The 16781-nt window shown below is 53.6% G+C and carries 15 protein-coding genes; 9 read left to right on the forward strand and 6 right to left on the reverse strand.

From position 1 onward, the window contains the following. Positions 1-378: 378 nt before the first annotated feature. Both ABD949_RS12435 and ABD949_RS12440 read left to right on the forward strand, forming a co-directional pair. Complete coding sequence (locus tag ABD949_RS12435) at positions 379-1713, forward strand: UDP-glucose dehydrogenase family protein (protein WP_345243901.1); 1335 nt, start codon at positions 379-381, stop codon at positions 1711-1713. Further along, positions 1710-2690, forward strand: coding sequence for a UDP-glucuronic acid decarboxylase family protein (locus ABD949_RS12440; protein WP_345243903.1), 981 nt, complete (start codon positions 1710-1712; stop codon positions 2688-2690). The genes ABD949_RS12435 and ABD949_RS12440 overlap by 4 nt, the downstream gene beginning before the upstream one ends. Before the next feature lie 210 nt (positions 2691-2900). On the opposite strand, the gene rfbC is transcribed toward ABD949_RS12440, so the two are convergent. Further along, positions 2901-3446, reverse strand: a complete 546-nt coding sequence (rfbC, locus tag ABD949_RS12445; protein ID WP_345243905.1) for a dTDP-4-dehydrorhamnose 3,5-epimerase — start codon at positions 3444-3446, stop codon at positions 2901-2903. Between the two features lie 115 nt (positions 3447-3561). Here rfbC and pyrF point away from each other — a divergent pair, with 115 nt between their 5' ends. Both pyrF and ABD949_RS12455 read left to right on the forward strand, forming a co-directional pair. Then, the gene (gene pyrF / locus ABD949_RS12450) at positions 3562-4377 is read left to right on the forward strand and encodes an orotidine-5'-phosphate decarboxylase (RefSeq protein ID WP_345243907.1); all 816 of its coding nucleotides are present in this window, start codon (positions 3562-3564) and stop codon (positions 4375-4377) included. A gap of 150 nt (positions 4378-4527) precedes the next feature. Continuing rightward, a complete protein-coding gene (locus ABD949_RS12455) occupies positions 4528-5844 on the forward strand; it encodes a DUF2851 family protein (protein ID WP_345243910.1) in 1317 nt (438 codons plus the stop codon). A 59-nt stretch (positions 5845-5903) separates the two neighbouring features. Here the strand turns inward: ABD949_RS12455 and ABD949_RS12460 are convergent, their stop codons facing one another. The 3 genes from ABD949_RS12460 to ABD949_RS12470 form a co-directional block, all read right to left on the reverse strand. After that, positions 5904-6536 carry an LEA type 2 family protein gene (locus ABD949_RS12460; RefSeq protein ID WP_345243912.1) on the reverse strand — a complete coding sequence of 211 codons (633 nt, stop codon included), beginning with the start codon at positions 6534-6536 and terminating at the stop codon, positions 5904-5906. Positions 6537-6659: 123 nt separating this feature from the next. Continuing rightward, positions 6660-7337 carry an outer membrane beta-barrel protein gene (locus tag ABD949_RS12465; protein ID WP_345243914.1) on the reverse strand — a complete coding sequence of 226 codons (678 nt, stop codon included), beginning with the start codon at positions 7335-7337 and terminating at the stop codon, positions 6660-6662. A gap of 234 nt (positions 7338-7571) precedes the next feature. Then, the gene (locus ABD949_RS12470; RefSeq protein WP_345243916.1) at positions 7572-8372 is read right to left on the reverse strand and encodes a M48 family metalloprotease; all 801 of its coding nucleotides are present in this window, start codon (positions 8370-8372) and stop codon (positions 7572-7574) included. Between the two features lie 183 nt (positions 8373-8555). Here ABD949_RS12470 and ABD949_RS12475 point away from each other — a divergent pair, with 183 nt between their 5' ends. Further along, positions 8556-10457: a DNA polymerase III subunit gamma/tau gene (locus ABD949_RS12475; protein WP_345243918.1), complete on the forward strand. Its 1902-nt coding sequence runs from the start codon at positions 8556-8558 to the stop codon at positions 10455-10457. On the opposite strand, the gene ABD949_RS12480 is transcribed toward ABD949_RS12475, so the two are convergent. Beyond that, positions 10454-11455 (reverse strand): phosphotriesterase family protein, encoded by a 1002-nt coding sequence (locus tag ABD949_RS12480; protein WP_345243921.1) that lies wholly within the window; start codon positions 11453-11455, stop codon positions 10454-10456. The two genes, ABD949_RS12475 and ABD949_RS12480, sit on opposite strands and share 4 nt — an antisense overlap. Positions 11456-11463: 8 nt before the next feature. Next, positions 11464-12573, reverse strand: a complete 1110-nt coding sequence (locus ABD949_RS12485) for a tetratricopeptide repeat protein (RefSeq protein WP_345243922.1) — start codon at positions 12571-12573, stop codon at positions 11464-11466. Between the two features lie 94 nt (positions 12574-12667). On the opposite strand from ABD949_RS12485, the gene ABD949_RS12490 reads away from it, so the two are divergent. The 4 genes from ABD949_RS12490 to ABD949_RS12505 all read left to right on the forward strand — a co-directional run bounded on the left by ABD949_RS12490 (position 12668) and on the right by ABD949_RS12505 (position 16778). Then, a complete protein-coding gene (locus ABD949_RS12490; protein ID WP_345243923.1) occupies positions 12668-13912 on the forward strand; it encodes a M16 family metallopeptidase in 1245 nt (414 codons plus the stop codon). After that, entirely contained in the window at positions 13909-14388 is a 480-nt protein-coding gene (ispF, locus tag ABD949_RS12495) for a 2-C-methyl-D-erythritol 2,4-cyclodiphosphate synthase (protein WP_345243924.1), read from the forward strand. Before ABD949_RS12490 ends, ispF begins: the two co-directional genes overlap by 4 nt. A 61-nt stretch (positions 14389-14449) precedes the next feature. Next, positions 14450-15586: an amidohydrolase family protein gene (locus ABD949_RS12500; RefSeq protein WP_345243926.1), complete on the forward strand. Its 1137-nt coding sequence runs from the start codon at positions 14450-14452 to the stop codon at positions 15584-15586. A 91-nt stretch (positions 15587-15677) separates the two neighbouring features. Further along, positions 15678-16778, forward strand: a complete 1101-nt coding sequence (locus ABD949_RS12505) for a mandelate racemase/muconate lactonizing enzyme family protein (protein ID WP_345243958.1) — start codon at positions 15678-15680, stop codon at positions 16776-16778. The last annotated feature ends 3 nt before the right edge of the window (positions 16779-16781 follow it).

A 16781-nucleotide genomic window follows, 5' to 3' on the forward strand; every position in this document is an offset into this window, starting at 1 on the left:
TCTGGCAATGTCTTTGTAAATGATGAAGTGGTAATACAGAAATATCTGTAATATCACATAAATAACGATTTGAGACAAGCGCTTGTTATTAAGCGGGATGCCCGCAAAATGTTTACCACTCACTAAGTTTCCAGCTTCAGACCTAAAGAACCCCTTCATTTAGCATTTATTCTGATTATCAAGCATTTAACAACCCTTAATAAGCTTTAAAGAGGGTTTTTACCGAATAGATTAAACCATTAAATTAATTTCATTAGTTAGCGAATGGCCGGACAGGTATACCTTTTTCGAAAAACCTCTATTTTTGTGACCGAAGTAGCCCGGCTATTCAAATAATACAATCTCATACGAGTCAGACATTATCTCAACCTTATACATATGAAATTAGCAGTAGTTGGCACCGGCTATGTAGGTCTTGTTACAGGCACCTGCTTTGCCGAAACGGGTAATCAGGTAATATGCGTCGATATTGACGAACGTAAAGTTGAAAAGCTCAACAACCGCATTATACCGATTTACGAACCGGGTCTCGACGTCCTTTTCAATCGGAATGTAGACGAAGGCCGGCTCCGGTTTACCACCAACCTGGCTGAAGGCATAAAAGACGCCGAGGTAATCTTTCTGGCGCTGCCCACTCCTCCGGGCGAGGATGGCTCTGCCGATCTTAAATACATTCTGAAAGTGGCTGATGATTTAGGACCGCTGCTCGAAAATTACGTGGTGGTTGTCGATAAAAGCACGGTCCCGGTGGGTACCGCCGAACTGGTTCAGGATCACATCAGCCGCAATACCGACCAGGAATTTGATGTGGTATCGAATCCGGAGTTCCTGCGTGAAGGGGCCGCCGTTGAAGACTTCATGAAGCCCGACCGGGTGGTGATTGGCACCCGCTCCGAACGGGCTCAGGCAATGATGAACAAGCTGTATGCTCCATTGGTCCGGCAGGGCAACCCCATCATCTTTATGGACGAACGTTCGGCCGAAATGACCAAATATGCGGCCAACGCATTCCTGGCGACCAAGATCACGTTCATGAACGAAATTGCCAACCTGTGCGAACTGGTGGGGGCCAACGTCGATGATATTCGCCGGGGTATTGGCACGGATAGCCGGATTGGTAAGCGTTTCCTGTTTGCGGGCATCGGCTACGGCGGTAGCTGCTTCCCCAAAGACGTACAGGCCCTGGCTAAAACAGCTAAGGACTACCAGTATGATTTCAAGGTACTGAAGTCTGTGATGGCGGTTAACAACTACCAGAAGACCAAAATGATCCCCATGATCAAGGAGCATTTTGGCGGAGAACTGCGGGGTAAGTGTTTTGCCGTTTGGGGCCTGGCCTTCAAACCGTATACCGATGACATCCGGGAAGCGCCGGCGCTGGAAAATATCCGGATTCTGCTGGAAGAAGGGGCCAAAGTAACCGTTTATGACCCCGAAGCCATGGATAACGTCCGCAACGTATTCGGCAACGCTATTCATTATGCCCATACGCAATATGCTGCCCTCGACGATGCCGACGCGCTGCTGATTATGACCGAATGGCCGCTGTTCCGCACGCCCGACTTCGATAAAATGAATCTGCTGCTGAAAAACAAAGTCATTTTTGACGGACGCAACGTCTATGAACTGGACCAGATGCGTGAGATAGGCTATACCTATTACAGCGTTGGTCGCGAAACTGTAAACGCTGTCGTCACTGCCCCTGTCTCATGAAACGTATTCTGATTACCGGCGGAGCCGGCTTTCTGGGCTCGCACCTCTGCGACCGCTTTATCAAAGAAGGGTATCATGTCATTGCGATGGACAACCTCATCACCGGGGACATCCGCAATATCGAACACCTGTTCCACCTGCCCAATTTTGAGTTTTACCACCACGACGTTTCCAAGTTTATTCACGTGCCGGGTGAGTTGCACTACATCCTGCACTTTGCCTCACCAGCCAGCCCCATTGACTACCTGAAGATTCCAATTCAGACGCTGAAGGTAGGTTCACTGGGTATCCATAACTGCCTGGGACTGGCCAGGGTCAAAAGCGCACGGGTGCTGATTGCCTCCACCTCGGAAGTTTACGGTGACCCAACGGTTCATCCGCAGAACGAGGATTACTGGGGGAATGTGAATCCGGTGGGACCGCGCGGTGTGTACGACGAGGCCAAGCGGTTCCAGGAGGCTATGACCATGGCCTACCATACCTACCACGGTCTGGAAACCCGTATCGTGCGCATCTTTAATACCTATGGTCCACGGATGCGGTTAAACGATGGCCGGGTGCTGCCGGCTTTCATCGGGCAGGCGCTCCGGGGTGAAGACCTCACGATCTTTGGTGATGGCAGCCAGACGCGTTCGTTCTGCTACGTTGATGATCTGGTGGAAGGTATTTACCGGCTGCTGCTGAGTGACTACCCCTATCCGGTCAACATCGGCAACCCGTCGGAGATCACTATCAAAGAGTTTGCCGAGGAGATTATCAGGCTGACGGGAACCACGCAGAAAGTCATTTACAAGCCGCTGCCGCAGGACGATCCCAAACAGCGTCGGCCGGACATTACCCGGGCGAAAGAACTCCTGGGCTGGGAGCCGCGGGTACCCCGTGCTGAAGGCTTACGGGTCACGTATGAGTATTTCAAAAGCCTGCCGGAAGAGGAACTTTACCGGGCGGCTTACCACCGGGAATTCGTGAAACATTAGACAAAATCTAAGCTGGTATTTTCGAGTATTTTTAATACCTTTGTTGGGTAAATGCCTTGAGCATTACACCTTTAGCTGTCTGATAAAAACCTGCGGGCCATGTCGTGCGCAGGTTTTTTTATGCCTCAGCCGTACGGTCATGTATGGCATAAAAAACTGCTTTGGAGTATGTATGTGCATACCCCAAAGCAGTGCTGATTCGTTGGTGGCTTAAACAGCTATATGCGGGTAAAGTGCTCGCAACGACGGCAGTATCTGATCTTTTTCCGATACAATCGGGCTATCGATCCCCCAGTCGATATTCAGATCCGGGTCATTCCAGATCAATCCGGACTCAGCGGTTTTGTTGTACACATTCGTGCACTTATAGCTGAAGATACTGTCTTCCAGCGCCACGAATCCATGCGCAAAACCTTCCGGAATATACACCATGTTGTTAATTTTAGCGTCGAGCAGGAAGGCCTCATGCTGCCCAAACGTGGGCGAATCTTCTCGCAGATCTACGGCTACATCGAGCACCTGACCGGCAATAACCCGTACCAGTTTTCCCTGCGCGTAGGGTTCCCGTTGAAAGTGCAGTCCCCGCAAAACACCCTTTGTGGAGAAGGACTGATTGTCCTGCACAAATTCCATAGACAGCCCCAGCGAGGCAAACAAAGGTTTATTATATGATTCAAAGAAGGAGCCGCGTTCATCTTCAAACACACGCGGTATCAGTTCGATGAGTCCTTCGAGCGACGTTTGACGGACTTGCATGAAGCTTTTTTTACTTGAATAACAATGTGCCTAATCGGACAAATTTATGAAACGCTGGGGTTAGTTCTTATTTTTGACCGGAAAACCTTTTGTATAACCCCGGCAGTACTTGACAATGACCTACGAAGAACTTTATCTTCAGATTCGCCATAAACAATCCTACCTCTGCGTCGGCCTCGACACCGATATCCGCAAGATTCCGGCTCACCTCCAGAACGACCCCGATCCCGTTTTTGCCTTTAACCGCCAAATCATCGACGCCACCGCCGAATTTGCCGTAGCCTATAAGCCGAATATCGCCTTCTATGAAGCACAGGGCCCCCGCGGCTGGGAGAGTCTCCGGAAAACGCTGGCGTATATACCGAAATCCTGTTTTACCATTGCCGACGCCAAACGGGGCGACATCGGCAATACCTCCGACCTGTACGCCCGCACGTTCTTCGACCCCTCTGCCGCCGGTCTCGATTTCGACTCTATTACCGTTGCGCCCTATATGGGCCACGACTCCGTCACGCCCTTTTTGAACTACAACGGAAAGTGGGTGATTCTGCTGGCGTTGACGTCCAATCCCGGTAGCCAGGACTTTCAGGTGCAACACATTGGAAACCAGCCGCTGTTTGAGTACGTGATGCAAACCGCCCAGACCTGGGCCAGCCATGACCGGCTGATGTTTGTGGTTGGCGCTACGCAGGCAGAGCAGTTGGGACGTATCCGCCAGATAGCCCCTAACCACTTTCTGCTGGTTCCGGGCGTTGGCGCGCAGGGAGGCTCCCTGGCCGAGGTTTCCCGCTACGGCCTCAACGAACACGGCGGCCTGCTGGTCAATGCCTCCCGGAGTATTCTCTACGCATCCAGCGGCACTGACTTCGCCAGGCGCGCTGCCGGCGAAGCGCATAAGCTTCAGCGGGAAATGGCGGGCTTTTTGAGTTAAGAATTATGACGGGAACGCCCGGCGGTTAAGAGTGATGACTTGAGAATGAAGAGGGGCAGTCTGGCTGGTATTTGGGCTGAGGGAAAGTTGTAGTAGCTGGGTTACCCAACGCTGACAAATCCGTCAAAACCAAAAACTCATCACTCCTCAATGCCCGAATCTTTCCTCTATTTCCTCTGGCAGTACCAGTATTTTTCGGCATTAGGGCTGTCCACCACGGAGGGGGAGCCGGTTCAGGTGTTGCATCCGGGTTTCCGGAACCCAAACGCCGGTCCGGATTTTCTGAATGCCCGGCTGATAGTCGGTGATGTAGAGTGGGGAGGCACGGTAGAAGCTCACACAAAAACGTCGGACTGGCTGGCGCACCGGCATCAGCATGACCCGGCGTATGATAATGTCATTCTCCACCTCGTTTGGGAGAATGACCGGCCCAGGCCTCAGCAGGCTATTGCGCGAACAGACGGCACACCGATTCCAACCCTGGAGCTGAAGGACCGCACAGCTGGTGACCTCCTCCAGCGGTACCTGCAACTGGCAGATTCGGGCGAATCGATTCCCTGCGCCGGTCAGTTTCAGACGGTACATCCCCTCCGCCGGACGGCGATGCTCGACAAAGCCCTGATGCAGCGACTGGAACAGAAAGCAGGCCTGGTATACCAGATCTATGAAGCTACCGGCCAGGACTGGGAAGAAACCACCTACCGGCTGCTGGCTATCAATTTCGGCTTTCGCATCAATGCCGACCCCATGGAGCAGCTCAGCAGGGCCGTTCCGCTCAAGGTCATTCAGAAACACCGCAACACCCTGATTCAGGTAGAGGCCATGCTCTTTGGAACGGCGGGTATGCTCAGGAACCTTACCGAGCGTGATGAGTACACGGAAGCCCTGTTGCGCGAATACCGGTTTTTGTCGGCAAAGTATAACCTGGCCGATAAGGAACTTCCGGGCTATATCTGGAAGTGGTCACGGCTGCGCCCTGCCAATTTTCCTACCTTACGGCTGGCTCAGATAGTGTCCCTGCTTACCCTGCACCGGAGTTTATTCTCCGTTTTCATGGATACGACGGAAGTAGCCGATCTGCTGCGGGCCTTACAGATCCATCCCTCCGACTACTGGCGAACTCACTACCGGTTTGGCAAAGCAACCGAAAAAGCAGCGCCTATGCTGGGCTCATCCTCTGCCTCGACCCTTTTGATCAACACCGCCGTACCACTCCTGGCAGCCTACGCTCACCACCGAAACCAGCCGCACTACATCGACCGGGCGGTAGGGCTGCTGGAGCAACTACCAGCCGAGAAAAACAACATCATTACCCGGTGGACAGAACTTGATCTGCCAATAACGTCAGCGTTCGATTCGCAGGCGAGTCTCGAATTGTACAATGAATTCTGTCTCCCTAAAAAGTGCCTGAACTGCCAGATCGGTTTGGCGCTGGTAAGACCGGGAGGTATATTGGTAGACAAATAAACCCCCGGTGTCATGAGCCTAAGGCTGACAACTCCGGGGTTTTTCTTGTTTCTGGCCTTTTAGCGCCCTCCAGTCAGTATTTTGTTGGTCACCTGCTGGTTGATGGTGATATAACCGGGGTAATCAACCTGCTTATTGCCGAGCGCCAGCGTCGGCTTTAGTTTAATCGTAAGTGTCGAGGGGCTGTTATCTGGAGTCCCCGCCAGGTTGCGCACAAAGTTGATGAACGCATCGCTGGTGTTGGGATCAGTAATCAACCGGTAAGCATTTGTTCTCAACCTGACCGGCACTACGGTACGTCCTCCTCCCGGCGCTACCTCGATCCGCTGGTTCAATAAGCCATTCACCAGTTCTACATCAGCCAGCAGCACCCTATACTCCAGCTGGTTGATCGCGGCCAGACGGTTATTGGGATTGGTAATTTCGAGGTTTATAAGCGCATCGACCGGAATGTTCTGCAGCAGCAGTCCAGACGCAATCCGAGGGTACTTGAGCGGATTGAAATCCTCCAGATTGCGAATATTGCGAAACTCCCGGATGTTATAGCCGGACACATAGACGCTATCCGCCGATAAGATATTAAACTTACAATCGCCTAATGCCTTGGCTTCGGCAAGCTGTTTATTAACACTGCACTGGCTCAGCAGCAGCGGTATCGCCACCAGCACCAGTAAATACGCAATTTTTTTCATGGTCATCATAGATTTATAAGGCTAACGGAAGGCCACAGCCCACCGTTCCGTGTTGTGTCTACAACTTAGACAGGAAACCAACTGTTTGGTTTACTACCCGGCCGGCGTTTTGAGAAAGTTGCCTTAAAAGCCAAAGCCGGCGGTGATTTGCCACAGACTGGTCCGGGCCGAAAAGCGCTCGTCGGTGGTACTGGTTTTTATGCCGTAAGCGGCCAGATCAGAGAAGTTGCCCTCCCGTCGCAGATCCAGCTGTAGGCCAAAAAGGCTTAGTCCTACCCCCGCCTGGTAACCAAATACCGCCTGCTTATAGGTGTCGCCAACGGGCTGATTGGTATACTGTCGAAAAGCATCTTTGAGCGTCTGGTTGTCGGAAATTCTCAGGGAAGCCATCGGGCCGGCATTTAGCCGCAACGGCCCCAGTTTCAGACCAACCAGCACCGGAATATCAAACGTTGTCATTTTTACATCCACGCGCTGGGTAGCCAGCCCCTGGCGCACCAGATCGAATGAGCCGCCTTTCGACGATAGCAGCAGTTCGGGCTGAATGTACAGCGTACTGCCCAGACGGAGGTAGGCACCGCCAACTAAGCCAGTAATCTTCGAATCATTGTTTTGAAAAAAGTCATACACCACCTGCCCCGACCACATCACCGGCATACCACCGGCATCCAGCCGGGGGGTGCGTACCTCCAGGGTATTGAGTTGGGAAAAATTGGCTCCTACTTTCAGACCGAACGCGATTTTTTTCTGGGCCAGAGCAAAGGTTGGCAGCAGGAGTACCAGTAACAGAAGACGCTTCATAGATAATATGGTTAATATGAATAGACGCTGTAAAATAACGGAAGACTTCCCGAAAGCAGTCAGTTTTGTGTATAAACGGCCCTAAGTTTTCCTGAACTGTGTGTATTTCTCCTTAATCAGGTTTAAGAAAAGCACTAGTCCGGCACCGCTTCCCATATGGCAGGAAGGCTTTTTAGCGGGCAGTTGGTTGAGCCTGAAGAGAAACAGGCATTCCAAAACAGCACTCATTAGTGCCTACCGAGAACTGCCTGCTGGAGCCTGTCCCCTATACGTCCCAATAGCCTCCCGAATTCGCTGAATGCGGTTATCCGGATTCGGATGCGTACTGGCAAATTCAGTAGGCTGGCGGGAGCCGCCGGCAGCTTTCAGAATCTCCATTACCTCAACCATCGCTTCCGGGTTGTAGCCGGCTTCGATCATCCATTTAACGCCAAGTTGGTCAGATTCAATTTCGTCGTCGCGCCCGAATTTAAGCGTTACTAGGTTGGCCGCGTAGCGGGCAATGGCGGCACTGGCACCAGGGGCGTCGGGGTTCGAAAGCGCCACGGCAGCTGCGCCCGCCAGGCCCTGCGTAAGCTGCTGCTTAGCCATCTGTTCGGCTGAGTGACGGCCTACAACGTGGGTGATTTCGTGGGCCAGCACGCCGGCCAACTGGTCTTCGGTCTTCATGCGGCTGAGCATGGCTGCGGTGATAAAGATCTGCCCGCCGGGTATGGCAAAGGCATTGACGGTGCGCGGATCGGCCAGAACATGGAAGTCGAACTGATACGGCGAATCGCGGACGCTGGACTGCCGGACGAGCTTCTGCCCTACCGCTTTCACCTGCTGCTGCACCTGCGAAGCCGGATGCAAGCCGCCAAACTGTTTGGCCACCTGTGGGGCACTCTGGATGCCCAGCGCGATTTCCTGCTCCGGGGTCATCCGGACGTGTTGCTTCTCTCCGGTAATCGGATTTTCCTGGGTACTGGTGAAGTAGGTAAACAGCGCTACGATAGCCGCAATAATCCCAAACAAAAGCCGGGCTATGAATCTCATAAGTCGATTAGTATTAGTTGATTACCTGTTTTCATTGTTAAAACGTAAAACGTATAGGCATCATCTTAACTAAAAAGCAGCTGAATAGTCCCAGCCTGAAAGCTGGTTTTTCGGTGTCGAACCGGCCTGCTTATTCTGGGCCCGTTACGTTTGAAATCCGGGGCGGAGGTGCTAACTTGCAGCATGGAGAATTTTGTGGTGTCGGCCCGGAAGTACCGTCCGGCTACCTTTGATACGGTAGTTGGGCAGGGGCATATTACAACAACGCTGAAAAATGCCATTCGTACCAATCACCTGGCGCAGGCGTTCTTGTTTTGTGGTCCGCGGGGGGTTGGCAAAACGACCTGTGCGCGTATTCTGGCGAAAACCATCAACTGCCAGAACCTGACCGAAGACGTAGAGCCCTGCAACCAGTGCGAGTCCTGCGTCAGCTTCAACCAGAGTGCTTCCTTTAACATTCACGAACTCGACGCGGCTTCCAATAACTCCGTCGAGGACATCCGGAACCTGATCGATCAGGTGCGGTATCCGCCCCAGTCGGGCCGGTACAAAATCTACATCATTGATGAGGTGCATATGCTCTCGCAGGCCGCTTTCAACGCCTTTCTGAAGACGCTGGAGGAGCCCCCTTCGTACGCCATTTTTATTCTGGCTACCACCGAGAAGCATAAGATTCTGCCGACTATCCTGTCGCGCTGCCAGATCTTTGACTTCAACCGGATTCAGCCCAAAGATATTGCCGACCACCTGGACAACATTGCCCGGAAGGAAGACATTGGGACCGAATACGAAGCGCTGGAACTGATTGCCCAGAAAGCCGACGGTGGTCTGCGCGATGCCCTGTCGATGTTCGACCTGAACGTTACCTTCTCGGCCGACCGCACCATTCGGTACAAGGAAGTGCTGGATAACCTGCACATTCTGGATTACGATTATTACTTCCGCCTGACCGACCTACTGCTGGACGGCAACCTGCCGCAAAGCCTGCTGACGCTGGATGAGATTCTGCGCAAAGGGTTCGACGGTCATCAGTTCGTGGTCGGCCTAAACCGCCATTTCCGCGACCTGCTGGTTTGTAAGGATGCCGCCACGGTGCAACTCCTTCAGGTTACCGAAAGCGTACAGCGCAAATACCTGGAACAGGCCGCCCGCGCCCCAATGTCGTTCCTGCTCTCCGGCCTTAGCATTGGCGGACAGTGTGATCTGACCTATAAAGCCGCCAAAGATCAGCGTCTGCATACGGAGTTATGCCTGATGAAGCTGGCGAATCTGCGTAATGTGCTCAACTGGGACACCCTGCCCGAGCTACCTGTTAATGGTGAACACCATACTGGAGCTGTAAAAAAAAACGGCATACCAGCCCCTAGTGGTCAGTCTTCAGTAGGCAGTGAGCAGTGGCGGTCCGACACCGGTGGTTTGCCAGTAAGTAATGGGCCGTCTGCTGGAAGTAAACCCCTGGAATTAGAGCATCAGCCGATTACGAGTGAGCCCGTGAATGGGTACACCCCATTGGGCAACGGCAACGGGCATTCGGCTGCTTTGCCGGTCACAAACGGTACTGCCGTTGCGGCCCAACCAACGGCCACCGCCATACCACCTGCGCGTCCGGCCCTGCCGACCAGCAGCCGCTTGCGCTCTACCGTCAACCTGGCACCCAATGCCGCAGCCAACGGAAAAGCGGAGGCACCGACAGCCACGCTGGCCCCGCCCAAACCCGACAAGCCCTTTATTGTAGAGCAGCTCAAAGCCGCCTGGGCCTCGTTTGCCAAGATCCGTCAGGCACAGAACGACTCCATGAGTGAGCAGTTGATCCTGAACCGGGAGATTGCACTCGACGGTACCACCATCCACATTGTGCTGGATAACCGCCTGCAAGCCGACCTGATGAACGAAATCAAGCCGGATCTGCTGGGTTACCTGCGCGAGAACCTGCAAAACAGCAAGATTCAGGTAGAGCACCGCGTGGAAGTACTGGAAACAAAAAAAATGATCTACTCCCCCCAGGACAAATTCAATTACCTGGCTCAGAAAAACCCGGCCCTGCACGACCTCAGAAAGGCGTTGGGGTTAGAGGTGGATTATTAAAAAGACAAGACTGTTTTCGGATTCTCCTCCAGCAACAGCTTCCAATCTTTTTTGGTAAAGCCCTGCCTGTTCAGATCAGGCATCAGGCGTTTAAAGAGAACGGTATAATCGCGGCTGACGGGACCGCCATCCGGCTTGGCAGGGTCGTACCAGCCGGCATCGTGCGAGAGTAAAGTCCGGTGCAGCAATTTGTTCTCCTTCATCAGCAGCAACGTTTCGGCGTATTTGTCTACATTACCGCTATCCAGTCCATCCAGGCTCACCCAGGCCCCTTCGCGGACGGCGCGGGCGTAATGCACCATGTTCTGTCCCTGAGCATGTACCCACACAAAAGCGCTGGGGTTAACTCCCTCCTGCTTCAGAATCTCAATCTGCTCAAAAGCCGGTACATAGGGGCCGGTATGTGAGTAGATGGTGAGACCAGTGCGTTTGTGGGTGCGGGCGGCTGCCGTTACCAGTTTCCTGTGCAGGTCGGATAAGGGGCCGGGGTTTACGCTGATCTTCATGAAGCCGGGCCGGATACCAGTACTTTCGATACCGTTTTCGTACTCAGCCACCCAGCGGTCGGCGAGCTGGTCGGCGGTTTCGGTAAAGGCGTGGGGCGGCAGGAATTTATTGTCGACGGCTCCGTAATAGCCGACATTGGTAATGATCTGAATGCCGGAGCGTTCGGACAGCTCGCTGAGCAATAACGGGTCTTTGCCCAGGTAGGAGGGCGTACACTCCACCAGGGTGCGACAACCCAGCCGTTTCAGCTCCTGCAGATACGGTAGCATCCGGGCTACTACGGCAGCCCGTTTCCAGCGGTGTGGTCCGGTCTCGCTGGCCCCAATAAAATCGACCAGAATGTGCTCGTGAATCAGCGTAAGTCCCAGCTGATTGGTCCTGATGGGGCCGCGAACCGTATGCACAATGCCTGATGGTTTCAGCGCCGGCAAGATCAGACTGCCTGCGGTAGCTTTCAGAAAACAGCGCCGGGTGTATCTTTCCTTTCCCATACGTTTAACTAGCTTTTGGAATAGGCTTTGGCTTCCTGGTGAATTATCCGGTACTCAGCCATGTCAGCAGCTTTTTTATAATAAGCCTTAGCCTGGTTCCGATTACCGGCGCGGGCGGCAATGCGGGCCAGCCCGGCATAGGCGAAGGCGTGATACTCCTTTGTATTTGCTACATCAAACGGCATTCTGAGAGCTGCCTGGTAACTCTCAGCGGCTGCTTTGTCGTTTTTGGCCTCCTTTTCCAGCAACAGACCCTCAAATACCTTTACCGCCATCGGCAGTATTTTCACCGGCGACTTTCTCAACCGCTCAATATGCGGCTCAGCTTCATTGTACCGGCCGGCCAGCAACAGGGCTTCAGCATGGCGCATCCGGTACAGCGGGTTATTCGGGTACTTATCGACCAGCCATTTGGAGTAAAGAGATGCCCGGTTTGGCTGGTTTTCGTTCTTCAGAAAAATCTGGGCTAGGTAATACGAGGCTTCCGGGCGGGTGAACAGCCCCCGCTTAACCGAAGTTTCCATCTGTCGAAGACCCTGCTGCATGTTCCCACTCTGAAAAAAAAACATGAACGGTTTTACAACGGGGTGATCTTCCGGATAACGCTCCACATAATAATTATACAAACCGGTGGTGAAGTAAAACTCACCGTTTTTTTCCATCAGGTTGAAGCCATCGATCAGGTATCCATAGGCTTTTTTAGCCTCGCTGACGCCTTTTAGGAATTCCTCATCATAATGGTATTTGAGGGCCAGATAGCCGTGCGCTGTCAGGGCAAAAAACACCCCCTCGGGATCTTTCTTATCTTTGTCCAGCAGCTTTTTGGCCAACTCCAGGCTTTGCGTCAGGTATTGCGTATACTGGACGGTGGCGTTTCGGTTATCCGTTAACGGCAGATACTGCCACTGAATCTGAATGGCTTTCAGCATGGGGGCTACCGGATGTTGCGGGTAGCGGTTACGAACCTGACGGATGAACGGTTCTGCTTCGTCAAACTCGTAGTTGTAGATGTTGTCGAGCGCCGACAGAATGGTCTGCTGGATATCTTTATCCGTCAGGATTTGCCCCTGCGCCAGCGTGGGCATCCAGAGCAGCAGCCACAGCCCGAATTTTTTCATTTGCCTTAGTGTTGAAAAAAGAGGTAGTTTGATAGTCTACAGGTCGCTCGTTACTTTTGCTTTCCAATCGCTTCACCGCGGAAATCACAACCGAATGATTCATTACGAACACTTTGTGTTAGATAACGGCTTGCAGGTATATGTCCACGAAGACGCCACCACGCCCATAGCCGCTGTAAATATACTCTATAACGTTGGTTCGCGCGACGAAGACCCCAACTGCACGGGGTTTGCGCACCTGTTTGAGCACCTGATGTTCGGGGGTTCTAAACATATACCTGCCTACGACGAGCCGCTCCAGAAAGTGGGGGGTGAAAACAACGCCTTCACCAGTCCGGATATCACCAATTATTACATCACCCTGCCGGCGGCCAATCTGGAGACGGCGTTCTGGCTGGAATCGGACCGGATGCTGAGCCTGTCGTTCGACCCGCAGGTGCTCGAAGTGCAGCAGAAAGTGGTTATTGAAGAGTTCAAGCAGCGGTACCTGAACCAGCCCTACGGCGATGTCTGGCTGAAGCTCCGGCCGCTGGCGTATCAGGTGCATCCGTACCAGTGGGCCACCATAGGCAAAGATATCCGCCATATCGAAGAGGCTACGCTGGACTACGTGCGGGACTTCTTTTATAAGTTTTACCTGCCCAACAACGCCATCTTGGTGGTAGCCGGCAATGTGACGGTAGAGCAGGTGAAGCAGTTGTGCAAAAAGTGGTTTGAGCCCATACCGGCGGGTACGCCCTACGGCCGCCAGTTGCCGCAGGAGCCGCAGCAGACCGAAGCCCGGTTTCTGGAAACGAGCGCCGACGTACCGCTGAACGCCCTATACAAGGTATACCATATGCCCGGCCGGTTCGACAGCAATTTTTACACCACCGACCTGCTCAGTGATGTGCTGGGCCGGGGCAAATCGTCGCGGCTGTACCAGCGGCTGCTGAAGCAGGAGCCGATATTCAGCAACATCAATGCCCACATCACCTCCTCCCTTGACCCTGGCCTGCTGATCGTTCAGGGCACGCTGAACCAAGATGTGACGCTGGAAGAAGCCGACGCAGCCGTAGAAGCTCTGATGCAGGAGCTGATTGACCAGCCGGTTGGCGAAGACGAACTGAGCAAGGTAAAAAACCAGGCCGAAGCCACGCTGGCTTTCTCGGAAGTAGAATTGCTGAACCGCGCCATGAACCTGGCGTATGCCGCCAACGCCGGTAATGCCGACCTGGTGAATCAGGAAGCCGAAAAAATTCAGGCCGTTTCCGTGGACGATATTCAGGCCGTGGCCGGGCAGGTGCTGCGGAAAACGAATTCATCGACAATGTACTACCGCGCCGAACCACAATCATGAAAATACGCGTAGGACAGGGCTATGATGTCCACCAACTCGCCGAAGGCCGGGATTTCTGGCTCGGCGGTATAAAAATCCCCCATACCCACGGTCCTGTTGGCCATTCCGATGCCGATATTATCTGCCACGTGCTCTGCGATGCCCTGCTGGGGGCCGCCAACATGCGCAACATCGGCTACCACTTTTCCGACAAGGACCCGCGCTGGAAAGGCGTTGACAGTAAGCTTTTGCTGGCCGAAGTCATGAACATGATTCGGGCGGCCGGTTATGAGGTCTCCAATGTGGATGTAACAGTCGTGCTCCAGGAGCCGAAACTGAACCCGCACATTCCGGCGATGAAGACCTGCCTGTCTGGCGTGATGCAGATCCCGGAGGAAGATATCTCGATTAAGGCGACGACCTCGGAACATATGGGTTTTGTTGGCCGGCAAGAAGGTATAGCCGCCCATTGCGTGGCGCTGCTAGTTAACCCATAATTTCGTAACTTGCTGGTTGCAGAACACCTGCCGAACTGATTTTAACTTTTTTATTTAGTATATGCGTTTTGTTTCCCCATTAACTACTGCGATCCTATCCTGTATTACCGTAGTAGCCCTGGCTCAACCACAGGCCAAGCAACCCGAGGCCCCACTGGGCTTTGAAGAATACGATCCGGTGTCGACCCTGAAAGTACCGGAACATAAGCTGACCCGCGCCAAATACCCGTTTATCGACGTTCACAACCATCAGTTCCAGATGGACAAGGGCGACCTGAACAAACTCATTGGCCAGATGGACAGCCTGAACATGGGTATTATGGTTAATCTCAGCGGACGCGGCTTCACGGGTAACATGTCTGAAAGCACCGCCTTTTTTGACGGTGCCCTGTCAAACATCGGCCGGACCAATCCTAAGCGGCTGGTGCTGTTCACCAATATCGACTTCTCAAAGGTAGGTGAAAACGGCTGGGCCGATCGGGCCGTCAGAACGCTGGAAGAGGACGTAAAAAAAGGCGCTAAGGGTCTCAAAATTTACAAGAGCCTTGGCTTTAACGTGAAAGATGTTGACGGCAAACGTGTGCGCGTTGATGACCCGCGACTGGACCCGATCTGGGCCAAATGCGGCCAGTTGGGCGTTCCGGTCCTCATCCACACCGCCGATCCTAAATCCTTTTGGGATCCCATGGATCGATACAATGAGCGCTGGCTGGAGCTGAAACTAAACCCCAACCGCAAACGCTCCGACAATAACCCGGTTGACTGGACGCAATTATTGACCGAGCAGCACAACGTTTTCCGCAAACATCCGAAAACCACGTTCATTAACGCCCATATGGGCTGGTACCCCAACGACCTAACGAAGCTGGACAGCCTGATGCAGGCGTTCCCGAACATGGTTGTTGAGATCGGTGCCGTCATCGCCGAACTGGGCCGTCAGCCCCGTGCCGGCCGCCGGTTCTTTGAGAAGTACCAGGATCGGATTCTGTTCGGCAAGGATAGTTGGGTGCCGTCGGAATACGCAACCTACTTCCGGGTGCTGGAAACCGACGACGAGTACTTCCCTTACCACAAAAAGTACCACGCTTTTTGGCGCATGTACGGCATGGCGCTGCCCGATGAAGTCCTGAAAAAAGTGTATTACAAAAATGCCCTGCGCATTATTCCGGGGCTGGACAAATCGCAGTTTCCGCAGTAATATAGGCTTATGTACGGCCCCCCGTCCCGGTGGTCCTTCCTCAATTACGCTTACTACCTAAATGGACCACCGGGACGGGGGTCCGTACAGCATGCGCATTACCCACATCGACCTGTACCGCTACGACATTCCGCTGAAAGCGCCGATTGCCATTTCGCTGGGTATCATTGACCATGCCCGAAACCTGCTGATTCGAATTCATACCGATGAGGGCCTTATTGGCTGGGGGGAGGGCTCACCGTTCTGGATGATCGTGGGCGAAACGCAGGCGTCGGGGCTGGCGGCCGCGCAGGACATGGCCCGGCTGCTGCTGGGCCGGAATCCGCTCGATATCGAAGGGTGTCTGGAGGCCCTGCTCCGGTACCTGCCGGGTCACCCGACTACCCGCAGCGCGTTTGATATGGCCTTGTATGACCTGGCCGCCAAAGCCGCCAATATGCCGCTGTACCACCACCTGGGTGGATCAAAGCGCACGCTCACCACGGATGAAACCATCTACATTAATCCGGCCGAACGGATGGTAGAGGATGCGCTGCGCATTAAAGAAAAGGGCGGTGAGGCCGTAAAAGTAAAACTGGGTACCAACCGGCGAGACGATATTCGACGTGTGGAGGCTATCCGGCAGGCCATTGGCGACGAGATCCCCATCCGCACCGATGCTAACCAGGGCTGGGATACCGTTACAGCCTCCTCCGTGCTGCAAGCCATCGGTAACCTAAATGTCGAATACTGCGAACAGCCCATCAAACGCTGGGACATAACGGGTCTGAAACGGATACGGCAGCAATCGCCGGTACCGATCATGGCCGATGAGTCGCTGTTCGACTCCCGGGATGCCATCCGGCTGATGCGGGAAGAAGCCGTTGATTATTTCAACATCAAGCTCTCAAAAAGTGGGGGGATGTACGAGGCACTGAAGATAAACGCCATTGCCGAGGCTGCCGGTATTGCCTGCATGATCGGTTGCATGTCGGAATCGCGGCTGGCGATAACGGCCAACGCCCACTTTGCCTCTGCCCGTACCAACGTTACCTTCTTCGACCTTGATGCACCCTTTGAGCACGCCCATGACCCCGTTACCGGCGGTGCGGTATACAATGGCTATCAGGTTGAGCTCCCCGATAGTCCCGGTATTGGCGCCGAAGTAGACGGAGCCTTTCTACAGAAGCTCGATGTGGTAACCATTAGGTAAAGC

This window comes from Nibrella saemangeumensis (genome assembly GCF_039541915.1).
Lineage (GTDB): Bacteria > Bacteroidota > Bacteroidia > Cytophagales > Spirosomataceae > Nibrella > Nibrella saemangeumensis.